The following is a 13,220-nucleotide window of genomic DNA, read 5'->3' as shown; positions in this document are numbered from 1 at the left end:
CAGTTGATTAATTGGAATGAAAATGTTTATGTAAGTAATAAAGACTGCTTTTTTGCAAATCATTAATAAAGGAAGCAGTCGAAGTAGCATTGTGAACAAAAATATACTGACTTTTATTTTTGTATTAAAGAGTTCAATAAACTAGAAACGGCAGAATTATAAAAACGTCCAATTGGCAGTTGCTTATTTTGAATGTTGATATGATTTGCATTATAGCCGGATATTTTTTTTATGGCAGCCAGAAAAGAGCGATGAATTCTTAAAAACAAACCTTCGGGCAATTTATCTTCCATTTCGGTTATAGACTGGTAAGTTTTGTAGCATTCTGACAGTGTATAAATCAGTAAATAATTTCCTTGAGATTCAAAATAATAAATTTCATCAAGGAAAAGTTTAACCATTTTTCGTTCGCATTTTACAAAGATAAAAGCACGATTTGTTTCTTGACTTTTAGAATGCAAAACTATCTCGTTTGACTCTCTTATTTTCGAGTATTTGCTTATGGCTTTTGTAAAACGTTCTAATGAGATTGGTTTTAGAATATAATCTACAGCTTCAATCTCAAAACCTTCAACGGCGTATTCTGTATATGCGGTTGTAAAAATTACTGCTGTTTCTGAGGGTAAACTTTTGGCAAATTCGATTCCAGATTTTCCGGGCAGATTTATATCTAAAAAAATAAGATCTATTTTGTTTGACTTTATTGCATTTTGGGCATTTGAGACACTGGTAAATTTACTTTTGAGATCTAAAAAATCAAATTTGGCAATATGAAGTTCCAGCAAAATTGATGCAGGTAATTCATCTTCAATAATAATACAGTTAATTGCCGCCATCTTTTATTTTTATTTTTAAAGAAACAAAAAAGCTTACCGTCTCATTTTTTATTGTCAAAACATGTGTGTCTGGATACAAGAGTTCAAGTCTTCTTTTTACATTCGAAATTCCTATGCCGCTGTTTACATTTTCAGGATATAGATTAGCGTTTTCCGAAAGGCTGTTTTCAATTTTAACGACTAACCATTCATCATTAATAGTAATAGAAATGGTTATCCAGCCTTGATTGTTTTCGTCCAAACAATATTTATAGCTGTTTTCAATAAACGGCAGTATTAAAAAGGGTTCTATCGAATGGTTTTCTACAGAACCATAAACACTAAAACTCAATTGGAGCTGATTCTCAAAACGCAGTTGCTGCAGTGAAATATAATTTTTAAGGTAATCTATTTCATTTTCTAATGTGATGCTTTTGTTGTTGAGATCGTAAATAGAAAATCGCAGGATATCGGATATTTTTAAAACGATTTCAGCTGAATCATCTGATTTGCTTAGAATTTTAGAATACAAACTATTCAGGACATTAAACAAAAAATGCGGATGAAACTGATTTCGAAGAGACGAAAGTTCGGCTTGCAGTTTTTCGGATAAAATAGTTTGTACTTTGTTTTTTTCTTCCGCTAGATAATAAAATAGTTTAAAAGCTATAGGTATCGTAACTACAAATTGAAGTTTACTCACATTATACAAAAAGACAGGTGCTGATAAAAGAGGTTCAATTTTCCAGAATGTTAGATAATAACGCAGGATTATAAAATTGTCTATTAAACGCTGTAAAAAAGCAAAAAGCAGAATTAGAATAACGTAAGCGGTAATAAAAGTTATCGTTTTTTTCTTGAATAATAAACGAGGCATTAAAAACTCAACAACAATAGTTACAAAAAGAATCTTAGGTAAAATACTGTACCATTCGTTGCGCAATGCTGTAATAAAATCATTGGCAGGCAGCCCTTGAATTAAACTAAAAAGCAAAATATACCCAAGCCAGTATAAGGTATACAATCTAATTATGAGCGATCTATTTTCAAGATCATATGCCATTATCTTCATTTTACTTATTTGTTTTTCTGATACATGTAAAAATAGTGCTTTTGTTTGAAACCTAAATTGTTGTTTACAACGTAAACAACGTTGTTTGAATAAGTTGCTTTTTTAGAATACTGAAGAAAAATACCTTTCGGCAGTAATATTAATCTAAAAATAGCTTGAGATGAAAAAAACATTCTTTTTTTACTTGGTTTTAATGTGCTTCACATGTATTGTTAATGCCAAAAATATTGACGTTTATCCTACCAATTGGTGGACAGGAATGAAAACAAATTCGATACAATTGCTTATTCGAAGTACAGATGAAGTCTTTTCATCAGCTGATGTAAGTATAAATTATTCAGGAATAAAAGTTTTGAAAACACATCAATTTTCAAACAAAAAATATCTGGCTGTAGATATTACAATTTTACCGGAAGCCCTTCCAGGAACTGTTTTAATTGAAGTTGCTAAGAACGGGAAAAAACAGAAAATAAATTGGCAGCTTAATGCTCGAAGATCGGGAAATGGCACCGAATATGCGCAAGGTGTAAATTCTTCAGATTTTATAGATTTAATAATGGTAGATCGCTTTAGTAACGGCGATCCGTCAAACGATCGAATAAAAGGAATGAGAGATCAATCGTTAGACCGAAATCAAATGTATGATCGTCATGGAGGCGATTTACAAGGTGTAATTAATAATTTAGATTATCTGCAAGGTTTAGGAATAACTGCTTTATGGTTTACACCTGTGATGGAAAATGATATGATGAACCGCACAGAACATGGCTATTCGATTACAGATCATTATAAAATTGACGCTCGTTATGGCGGTGATAAAGCGTATAAAGAATTGAGCAGCCAGCTGCACAAACGCGGTATGAAACTAATATTTGATGCTGTTTACAATCATTTTGGACTGTATCATTTTTTAGAACAAGATCAGCCGGAAAATGACTGGGTGCATCGCTGGCCAGAGTATACGCAAACAATTTATAGAGAACAGCCGTTGTTTGATCCATACGGAGCAAAATCAGATCAGAAAAAAATGAGCAATGGCTGGTTCGATAAAATTATGCCGGATATTAATCAGGATAATCCATACATGGCTAATTTTTTAATTCAGAATTGTATTTGGCATATTGAAACTTTTGGTATTGATGGTGTTCGCTTAGATACGTATACTTACAATGATTTGAATTTTGCAAATAGATGTAATGAAGCCATTTTAAATGAATTTCCAAAGATGTCTATTTTTGGAGAAATCATGGTTCACGGCGTTGCCAATCAAGCTTATTTTGAACAAAATAATATAGAAACGCCTTTTAAAAGTAATCTGCCATCAGTTGTTGATTTTCAGAGTTTGTATTACGGAATTATTCCTGCGCTTACTCAGCCATTTGGCTGGACAGATGGGGTAAATAAATTATATTATACTTTAAGCAGTGATTTTTTGAGTAAAAACCCAATGCAAAAAGTACTGCTTTTAGATAATCATGACGAGCCTCGTTTTTTCTCAGTTGTGGGTGAGAATGTTGAGAAACAAAAAATGGGTTTTCAATGGCTGTTAACCTGCCGTGGAATCCCACAGTTGTATTACGGTTCTGAGGTTTTGGTTAAAGGATTTAAAGCGCCTGACGGTTTGGTGCGCAGCGATTTTCCCGGCGGATGGAGTACTGATACAAAAAATGCTTTTACAGGAAAAGGTTTAACAGATGACGAAAAATCGACTCAGGATTTAGTTCGAAAACTAGCCAATTTTAGAAAAACATCTTCGGCATTAACCACTGGAAAATTAATGCATTATGTTCCTGTTGATGGTTTGTATGTTTATTTTAGATATGATGAAAAGCAAACAATTATGTGTATTATGAATACGAGTAATGATGCTAAAGAAGTAGATTTTCAGAAATATATGGAGAGAACAGAAGGATTCAATTCAGCTAAAAACGTTGTAACAGATGAAAAGTTTTCATCGTTGAAAAAAACATCGATACCTGCGATGAAAATGTGGGTTTTGGAATTAAATAAGTAATTCAGCTTTTTTAGTGATGAAATTTTATTTTTAAGATTTAGAATTTAAGTCAGCACAAAATATTGTATTTTTAGGGTAATCTATTTTTTTCAGAATAAAATAGAACTTAATTGCTGAAAGGAAAAATACAACTTGTTTCAGTATTTTACATTATACCACTTGAATAACAATAATAGTAAACAAATTTAGAATGAGTAATATAAAAAAACTTAAGGCAGTAGCTTATGGCGAAGTGCTTTGGGATGTTTTTGTCAATGAAAGAAAAATTGGCGGTGCACCTCTTAATGTAGCAATGCGAATGAAAACGTTAGGATGCGAATCGGCAATGATTAGTTGTGTAGGAAAAGACGCAGATGGAGAAACAATTATTGATTACGTAAAAAGTTTAGGACTTGAAACTGCGGCTGTTTTTAAATCGGAGGAATTTGCAACAGGATTAGTAAACGTAACATTAAATGAGCAAGGATCGGCAAGTTATGACATAAAATATCCATCAGCTTGGGATAAAATTGTATTGAATGATTCAGCTAAAGAATTAGCCGCTGATGCAGATGTTTTAATTTACGGAAGTTTAGTTTGTCGAGACGAAGTATCAAGAAGCTCACTTAACGAATTGCTGAAATCAAATGTTTACAAAGTTTTTGATGTCAATTTAAGGAAACCTCATTATACATATGAAATTATTGAGCATCTAATGAATTCGGCTGATTTTATAAAATTTAATGACGAAGAATTGCTAGAAATTACTTCCGTAATGAATTCTCCTTTTTCAACCTTAGAAGAAAACATGCAGTTTGTTGCTGAGAGAACAAAAATAAAAGCCTTGTGTGTAACTAGAGGTAAAGACGGCGCTTTATTAATGTGGGAAGGACAATTGTATGAAAACAATGGTTATCCTATAAAAGTAGCGGATACAGTAGGAGCAGGAGATTCATTTTTGGCTGCCTTAATTACATCATTACTTACTGGTAAAGAACCTCAAAAAGCGATTGATTTTGCCTGTGCAGTTGGAGCTCTAGTTGCCGAGGCTCCAGGAGCAAATCCTGAAATTTCTCAAGCTGAAATTGAAGCTTTAATGAAAAGAGTTAGAGCGTAAAATATAAAATCTGAATATTCAAAGCCGTTCGATTGAACGGCTTTTTTGTTTTCGAATTAAAAAAGATAGTCTTTTTTTGATTTTGTAATGCTTTGTTTTCGTGTATTTTAACTTTTTTTTATTAAATTTGATGTAAGAATTTCTAGCCAAGACCATTATGGAAAAATTAAAACGCCCGGTGTATCTTAAAGCCGGTACTGATGATTTTTTTAAGAAGATGCGAACTGAAGTAAACGAAACAATTCTACAAAACTCATCCTTGTACCTGTTCAATATTATTAAATCTTTAGGTCTAGTAGTCCTTTTCTTTTTATCTTATAGTTGTATTTTACTGTTTGGAAACAGTACTCCTTTATTATTCTTTTTCTATATTTTGTGCGGTATAACTATGATCGTACTTTTTATCAATGCCTTTCATGACGCTGCGCATGGTGCCTTATTCAAAAAATCAGAACACAATGAATGGTTTATGTATATTCTGGAGCTTTTTGGCGGCAACCATTGGCTTTGGACTCGACGACATATCAATCTTCATCATGCATATCCAAATGTTCCCGATTGGGATATAGATATTAAACAAAGTGACATTATAAGGATTTTTCCAAACAGTCCGCTGTTTAATTATCATAAATATCAGCATATTTATATGTGGTTTATTTATCCGTTGTACAGCTTAAATTGGATTTATATTAGGGATTTCAAAGACTTTTTTGGAAAGAGAAATAATTATGTAAAAAAAGTGGTAGACAACATTCCACAAAAAGAAATATACAAATTGTTTTTTGCAAAGGCGCTTAACTTATTTTACCTGCTTTTTATTCCTATGATCGTATTAAAGCAGCCTTGGTATATAATTTTAGGAGGTTGGTTTTCGATGCATTTATGCGGCAGTATGCTGGGAGTGGTCGCACTCGTGTCAACACATGTCGATGAAGATGCAAATTTTCCAGAAACAGATGAAGATGGAAATTTATCAGCAACTTGGGCAATGCATCAAATGATTGTTACAAAAGATTTCAGCACCAATAGTAAATTGGCAAATTTTTTATACGGAGGCTTTACGCATCATGTTGCGCATCATCTTTTTCCGGGTATCGGGCATACTTATTATCCTTATATTACACCAATAATTATGCGTTATGCTGAGGAGTATGATCTTCCTTATACTTCGTATCCGTTTTATCATGCAGTTCGATCACACTTTAGAATGCTCAAAAATAAAGGCGTGAAAGAAAATATTATGATGACAGGCGAAATATAAAGATTCCCGAAAGTCAATCTTACAGGTATATTTTTCGATATGAATGTAGTTAAGAATGTAAATGAAAAGTTAATGATTTGTAAATACAATATACAATTAAAGGCTTATTCATTAAAAAACCGTGTTTGACTTAGGTATTTTGCTTTTTTTGGAAAAATTTAAGAATTGGTTACTTTTCAAATTACTATATTTGGCCCACCATCAAGAAAAGCACAGCCTTTTCAAACAACAAATATGTAATCCTTCGCTTTGCGTTCATGAAACAAATTAAGTTCATAAGTATTATTTTACTCTTTCTGCTCACTTTTACAAGCAGTGCAGAGTACTTTAAGCACCCTTCTGAATTTTCAGTTTGTCATGGTCAGGATTTTCTTTCTACATCAGAAATACCAGAGGTTTTACCTTCAGCACTAATTATATCCAAAGATCTGGATATACATTTTATAGTCAAAAAGAAGATGAAATCTCGTGCAGTCTCTTCAGACAGCAATATTTTAAAAAGTTTATTTTTTACCAAGTTAGTACATTTTAAGGTCTTTGAAGACAGCTTGATTTATGGTATAGCAAACATATATCAAATTCAGCGTCATACACATCTTCATTTGTACCAGCTTTTCTAGATTTCCCAATTCCCTTTTATTTTTATAGACAGAAACAAGTTTCTGCAATACCGCTTTATATCTATTTATGAAGGTATTTGCGCTATAAAAATATGCCCTAAAACGGTACTGTTCAAAAGAATAAGCAGTATACGATAAACTCCCTATTTTCAATATTTAACCCATTTACCACTCCCTATACATCAATATAGGGAGCCAGTATATTTATGTAATTTTTAAAAAACAATTATGAGCATTAGTAAAAAACAATTCCTTTTGTACGCATTCTCTGTTTTATTTCTAGCTTCTTGCGGAGATAAAGCCGAAAAAAAATCCGCAAATATAAAAACACTGCCTGTATATAAGGTAACTGTAAAAGATACCATCGTTTCAAATCGATTTGTTGCTGATGTACATGCTAAAAATAATGTCGAAATTCATGTTCGTATACCTGGATTACTAGATAAAGTTTATGTAAGCGAAGGACAAAGAGTAAAAAAAGGACAAATTCTTTTTAAGATCAGCGACGTGGAACTTCAAATACAACTTTTAAAAGCTGAAGCTGTTTATAAAAGCACATTGGCAGACCTTCGAATTGCTACAGTCGAATTGGAGCAGGCACAAACTCTTTTTAATAAAAAAGTAATTGCTGATAAAGAATTAGAATTGTCAAAAGCAAAACACGATGCAGCAAATGCTAAAGTTGCTCATGCTTCGGCAGAGAGAAAAGCGATCAAACAGCAAATTAGTTTTACAACCATAACAGCACCTTTTGACGGAACTGTAGATCGTATTCCATTTAAAGAAGGAAGTTTAGTAGAAAATGGCTCTTTGTTGACAACAGTTTCACAATTAGACGATGTATATGCCTATTTCTCGATACCTGAAAATATTTACTTTCAAATGATGGCAGATAAAAGCCTTAATACCAAAGGAGATATAAAATTAGTATTGCCAAATGGTATGGTTTACGGTCAAACAGGAGAATTAAAAACAGCCGATGGAGAAATCGACAGACAAACAGGTTCAATTCAGTACAAAGCCAAATTTCATAATCCGCAAGGTTTTATCAAACACGGAACATCTGGAAAATTGATTATTTCTGAGCCAAGAACCAATGTCGTTTTAATTCCGCAAAAAGCAGTTTTCTCTATCCAAGACAAGCAATTCGTGTTTGTGGTGGACAAAGGAGGAATTGTAAAAATGACCAATATTGTTATTGGAAGCACTCTTGATGATGTTTACATTTTGAAAAAAGGATTAAAAAAGAACGATCTTATTGTACATGAAGGAACCCAATCACTTCGAGATGGAGATAAGATTAACATTAGAGACGCACAAAGTGTAAGCTTATAAGCCATTACATAATTATTACTAAAAAAATATAAAATGATAGAGTTGTTTATCAAAAGAAAAATATTGTCACTAATCATATCTGTGATGATAGTACTTTTGGGGTTATTGGCTTTGTTTCAATTACCCATAACGCAGTTTCCAGATATTGTACCGCCGTCTGTAACCGTAACGGCAAAATATACAGGTGCCAATGCCGAAGTTTCGGCCAATGCTGTGGCACTACCTTTAGAACGAGCTATAAACGGTGTACCAGGGATGACCTATATGTCGACTGTTACCTCAAATGATGGCTTAACCTTAATTCAGGTTTTCTTTGAAGTAGGAACAGATCCTGATCTTGCCGCCGTAAACGTTCAAAACAGAGTAACAACCATACTAGACGAACTTCCGGAAGAAGTAATACGAGCCGGAGTAACCACCGAAAAGGAGGTAAATAGTATGTTGATGTACTTAAATATTACAAGTACAGATAAAACGCAGGACGAACAATTTATCTTCAACTTTACAGATATTAATATTCTTCAGGAATTAAAACGTATTGATGGAGTAGGTCGTGCTGAGATTATGGGACAGAAAGAATACTCGATGCGTGTATGGCTGGATCCGCAAAAAATGCTTTCTTATAATATTTCGGCAAACGAAGTGATAAGCTCGTTGCAAAAACAAAACATTTCTGCAGCTCCTGGTAAAGTTGGAGAGGGATCAGGACAGCTTGACAATCAGCTTCAATATGTAATTAAATACGGAGGAAAATTCTTTGAGCCTAAGCAGTATGAAGAAGTACCGCTTCGTGCCAATTCAGATGGAACAATCTTGCGATTAAAAGATGTTTCTAATATCGAATTTGGAGCAATGAGTTACGGAATGGTTTCTAAGACTGACGGAAAACCTTCGGCTTCAATCATGTTGAAACAAAGACCAGGTTCGAATGCCTCTGAAGTAATTGCCAGCGTAAAAGAAAAAATGGCAGAATTGAAAATATCGTCTTTCCCTCCAGGAATGGATTATAATATTGCTTATGATGTATCACGTTTTCTTGATGCCTCAATCGATGAAGTTTTAAAAACATTAATAGAAGCCTTTATTCTAGTAGCTTTTGTTGTTTTTATATTCCTGCAAGACTGGCGTTCTACGTTGATACCAGTATTGGCAGTACCTGTAGCCTTAATTGGTTCATTTGCCTTTATGTCGATGATGGGATTCTCTATAAACCTTCTTACCCTTTTTGCCCTAGTACTTTCCATAGGAATCGTTGTCGATAATGCCATTGTAGTTGTAGAAGCCGTCCATGTTAAAATTTCCGAAGAACATATGGCGCCTCTACCCGCAACAATTAGTGCAATGAAAGAAATTACAGGAGCCGTTATTGCGATTACCATTGTTATGGCAGCCGTATTTATACCAGTTGCATTCTTGAGCGGTCCTGTTGGGGTTTTCTACAGACAGTTTTCACTTACTATGGCTATTAGTATTGTAATTTCAGGAATTAATGCCCTTACATTAACACCAGCTTTGTGTGCCATTATGCTTAAACCGCATGATCCAAATAAAAAGAACACATCATTATTAGATCGTTTCTTTATTCGTTTTAATGCGTGGTTCGACAATATTACTTCAAAATACATCAGAGTATTGTCAAAATTTGCAGACAGAAGTTCTATGACTATCGGACTTTTAGTTTTGTTCTGTTTCCTTACTTGGGGAACTTCGAAGTTTTTACCTTCAGGATTTATACCTTCTGAAGATCAGGGAATGGTGTATGTAAACGTAACTACACCGCAAGGAGCTACCGTAGAACGTACCGAAAAAGTACTTGATGAAGTAACTCGCATCGCTAAACAAATTGATGGAGTTGACAACGTAACAACTCTTGCAGGTTACAGTATCGTTACTGAAATTGCAGGAGCTTCATACGGTATGGGAATGATAAACCTGAAAGATTGGAAAGATCGAAACATTTCTGTAAATGAATTTATTACAATGCTTACGCAGAAAACAAAAGGTATTGCCGATGCTCAAATCGAAGTTTTTGCACCGCCTACAGTTCCCGGTTTTGGTAACACCAGTGGTTTTGAATTGCGTTTACTTGACAAATCTGGAGGAACCATCAATAATACTGATGCAGTTACTAAAAACTTTATTAAAGAATTGAATGCTTCGCCAGAAATACAAAATTCATTTACCAGTTTTGATGCTACATTTCCGCAGTATTTAATACATATTGATTATGATCTTGCGGCCAAAAAAGGAATATCTGTAGACAATGCGATGTCTACCTTGCAAACCATGCTGGGATCATTTTATGCCACAAACTTTATTCGTTTTTCTCAAATGTATAAAGTAATGGTACAAGCAAGTCCGCAGTTTAGAAAAAATCCAGAAAGTATTCTAGACATGTATCTTAAAAATGATGCAGGCGAAATGGTGCCATTTTCAACATTTATAAAACTAGAACGAGTTTACGGTCCAGAAGTTTTAACCCGTTATAATATGTATATGTCAGCGATGATCAATGGTGAGCCAGCTGAAGGATTTAGTTCTGGAGAAGCCATTGCAGCAGTAGAAAAAATCGCAGCCGAAAAGCTGCCAAGCAGATTCGAACTCGAATGGTCTGGAATGACGCGTGAAGAAATTCTATCAGGAAATCAAACCATTTACATCTTTGCCTTATGTATCCTTTTTGTTTACTTATTACTTGCCGCACAATACGAGAGTTTACTGCTTCCGTTTCCAGTGCTTTTAAGTTTACCAGTAGGAGTTTTTGGTTCGTACCTCGCATTACTGGCAGTGGGCTTAGACAATAACATTTATGCTCAGGTCGCCTTAGTCATGCTTATAGGACTCCTCGCCAAGAATGCCATTTTGATTGTAGAATTTGCGATTGCCCAAAATAAGTTAGGGCAGGGAATTACCGAAGCAGCAATTGAAGGTGCAAGATTACGTTTCAGACCTATTTTGATGACCTCATTTGCTTTTATTTCTGGACTTATACCATTGTGTATTGCTTCTGGAGCTGGTGCAATTGGAAACCGATCTATTGGTACTGCAGCTGCAGGGGGAATGTTAATAGGAACCATTTTTGGACTGGTAATCATTCCGGGGCTTTACATCCTGTTTGCAAAAATTGAAAAAGCTTGGAATAAATAAATGAAAACAATGAAAAATAATTTTAGAAAATTTCTTAAACATACAGAGTCAATATATCTCATCACGAATAAATCAAAATATGTACTTGTAGTTGTGTTTTTAATGTTACTTTCTGCCTGTTCTGCCCCGAAAGAGGCAGAGCAGCAGAAGGTAAAAACACTGCCTGAAAATTTTGTCTCAAATCCAAAAACAACAGACAGCCAGCAGACATTTACACCGCTAAAAACAGAATCGTATTTTAAAGATCCAGAGCTGGAAAAATTGTTAGACATAGCAGTAGCTCAGAATCCTGATTATTTGGCAATGCAGCAGAGAATTCTCATTGCAAATTCACATCTAAAAGTGGCAAAATTAGCTTTACTGCCTTCGTTTGACATTGGTGCTGATGTTTCAGGAACACATTATGGTAAATATACTATGGATGGCGTAGGAAACTTTGATACTAATTTCTCGCAGAATATATCAGAAAAACAAAGAATTAATACAGATGTAACTCCTAATTTATTTTTAGGAGGAAAAGTATCTTGGGAAGCTGATATATGGGGAAAATTAAGTAACAGAAAAAAAGCTGCTCAACAAAGATTTCTTGCATCACAAGAAGGTGTAAGATTGTTGCAGACAAGATTATTGAGCGATGTTGCTGAGCTTTATTTTAAGCTTATTGCGCTCGATAAACAAAAAGTAATTTATGAGCGAAACTTAAAAACACAGCAGCGTGCCCTTGATATTGTTTCGGCACAGCGTGCAGTTGGTAAAGCAACAGAATTAGCTGTACAGCAATTTAATGCTCAAAACAATAGTATTTTGGCTGAAGCCGAAGAATTGAACCTTAGTATAGATCAAACGGAAAAAGCTCTGCTGACTCTTTTAGGTGAATACGGAGGTAAAGTAACCAGAAGCAAAGATTTTCTATCAGGACATCTTGAAGTACTGAATCAAAAAATGAGTGTTGATTCAATCATACATAATCGACCAGATGTGTCACAAGCTTATTTCGAATTGCTTGCAACAAAAGCAGATGCGAAATCGGCGAGAGCTGCTTTTTTTCCAACCGTAAACTTAGGAGGATATGTTGGTCTTAATTCATTTTCTTTTGCAACATTCTTCGACAGCGGATCATTTGCTTGGCAGTTATTGGGCGGAATTACAGCACCAATATTTAATAAAGGACAAATTAAACATGAATTTTTTACTGCCAATCGCAGACAGGAAATAAGCTTTTTAGAATATCAAAATTCGATCACGACTGCGTACAATGAATTGAGTGCGTTATTGTATCGCACAAAAGCGTTTGAAGATGTTTTAAAATACAAGTCAAAACAAGTTGAACATCTCGAAATTGCAGTAAATGTGTCAAATGATTTGTATTTGAGCGGTTATGCCAATTATCTGGAAATAATAAACGCACAAAAAGACATGCTGCAAGCAGAACTTGATTTTGTAGACATACAATTTAAAAATGTAAGCTCGCAAGTATTGTTGTACAAAGCTTTAGGAGGAGGAATAAACTAAAAACTTCTTTAATGCTATTTCTAATAAAATGCGTAAAGGTCTCTGACTTTTACGCATTTTTTTTGCTGTTTAAATTCATATTTATCTTGGAATTGTATTCATGTTTAATCCGTTGTGTGAAATTAATTTTAACACATAGAAACATAGATTTTGTACTCTCAAAAAAGGCGTTTCACTTATTTTAAACACACAGAGTTGGCTATGTTAAAGGAATATATTTCTCTTTTACATTTTTTGTTGTGCAAGAAAAATCTATGTTTCTATGTGTTGATTTCTTTTATCACCCATGTTAAGGGTACAGACAAAGTAATTACATCCAATGGTTCATATGTAAAATATTTTAGGAAG

Annotated in this window: 8 protein-coding genes; 6 read left to right on the top strand and 2 right to left on the bottom strand. The window is 34.0% G+C overall.

Going from position 1 to position 13,220, the window contains the following annotated elements; genetic code table 11:
- Positions 1 to 113: 113 nt before the first annotated feature.
- Entirely contained in the window at positions 114 to 836 is a 723-nt protein-coding gene (locus tag BOW57_RS13465) for a LytTR family DNA-binding domain-containing protein (protein WP_129054953.1), read from the bottom strand.
- Entirely contained in the window at positions 823 to 1,887 is a 1,065-nt protein-coding gene (locus BOW57_RS13460) for a sensor histidine kinase (RefSeq protein ID WP_129054950.1), read from the bottom strand. Before BOW57_RS13460 ends, BOW57_RS13465 begins: the two co-directional genes overlap by 14 nt.
- A 160-nt stretch (positions 1,888 to 2,047) precedes the next feature.
- Here BOW57_RS13460 and BOW57_RS13455 point away from each other — a divergent pair, with 160 nt between their 5' ends.
- From BOW57_RS13455 to BOW57_RS13425, 6 genes are all read left to right on the top strand, one after another.
- Entirely contained in the window at positions 2,048 to 3,901 is a 1,854-nt protein-coding gene (locus BOW57_RS13455) for an alpha-amylase family glycosyl hydrolase (RefSeq protein ID WP_129054948.1), read from the top strand.
- Positions 3,902 to 4,091: 190 nt separating this feature from the next.
- Positions 4,092 to 4,997 carry a carbohydrate kinase gene (locus tag BOW57_RS13450; protein WP_129054946.1) on the top strand — a complete coding sequence of 302 codons (906 nt, stop codon included), beginning with the start codon at positions 4,092 to 4,094 and terminating at the stop codon, positions 4,995 to 4,997.
- Positions 4,998 to 5,154: 157 nt separating this feature from the next.
- Positions 5,155 to 6,258 carry a fatty acid desaturase gene (locus BOW57_RS13445; protein ID WP_129054944.1) on the top strand — a complete coding sequence of 368 codons (1,104 nt, stop codon included), beginning with the start codon at positions 5,155 to 5,157 and terminating at the stop codon, positions 6,256 to 6,258.
- Positions 6,259 to 7,106: 848 nt separating this feature from the next.
- Complete coding sequence (locus BOW57_RS13435) at positions 7,107 to 8,213, top strand: efflux RND transporter periplasmic adaptor subunit (protein ID WP_089052784.1); 1,107 nt, start codon at positions 7,107 to 7,109, stop codon at positions 8,211 to 8,213.
- A 33-nt stretch (positions 8,214 to 8,246) separates the two neighbouring features.
- Positions 8,247 to 11,360, top strand: a complete 3,114-nt coding sequence (locus BOW57_RS13430; RefSeq protein ID WP_129054940.1) for an efflux RND transporter permease subunit — start codon at positions 8,247 to 8,249, stop codon at positions 11,358 to 11,360.
- 9 nt (positions 11,361 to 11,369) lie between these two features.
- Positions 11,370 to 12,872 carry a TolC family protein gene (locus BOW57_RS13425; protein WP_241687447.1) on the top strand — a complete coding sequence of 501 codons (1,503 nt, stop codon included), beginning with the start codon at positions 11,370 to 11,372 and terminating at the stop codon, positions 12,870 to 12,872.
- Positions 12,873 to 13,220: the final 348 nt, after the last annotated feature.

Origin of the sequence: Flavobacterium sp. YO64 (genome assembly GCF_004119505.1) — a bacterium.
Taxonomy (GTDB): Bacteria; Bacteroidota; Bacteroidia; order Flavobacteriales; family Flavobacteriaceae; genus Flavobacterium; species Flavobacterium oncorhynchi.
The sequence above is the reverse complement of the archived record's forward strand: the minus strand, read 5'-3'. Positions and strand labels throughout refer to the sequence as shown.

What these genes read in the sequence shown, in the direction of transcription:
- BOW57_RS13465 (WP_129054953.1), bottom strand. Translation starts at nt 836, where the DNA reads ATGGCGGCAATTAACTGTATTATTATTGAAGATGAATTACCTGCATCA.
- BOW57_RS13460 (WP_129054950.1), bottom strand. Translation starts at nt 1,887, where the DNA reads ATGAAGATAATGGCATATGATCTTGAAAATAGATCGCTCATAATTAGA.
- BOW57_RS13455 (WP_129054948.1), top strand. Translation starts at nt 2,048, where the DNA reads ATGAAAAAAACATTCTTTTTTTACTTGGTTTTAATGTGCTTCACATGT.
- BOW57_RS13450 (WP_129054946.1), top strand. Translation starts at nt 4,092, where the DNA reads ATGAGTAATATAAAAAAACTTAAGGCAGTAGCTTATGGCGAAGTGCTT.
- BOW57_RS13445 (WP_129054944.1), top strand. Translation starts at nt 5,155, where the DNA reads ATGGAAAAATTAAAACGCCCGGTGTATCTTAAAGCCGGTACTGATGAT.
- BOW57_RS13435 (WP_089052784.1), top strand. Translation starts at nt 7,107, where the DNA reads ATGAGCATTAGTAAAAAACAATTCCTTTTGTACGCATTCTCTGTTTTA.
- BOW57_RS13430 (WP_129054940.1), top strand. Translation starts at nt 8,247, where the DNA reads ATGATAGAGTTGTTTATCAAAAGAAAAATATTGTCACTAATCATATCT.
- BOW57_RS13425 (WP_241687447.1), top strand. Translation starts at nt 11,370, where the DNA reads ATGAAAAATAATTTTAGAAAATTTCTTAAACATACAGAGTCAATATAT.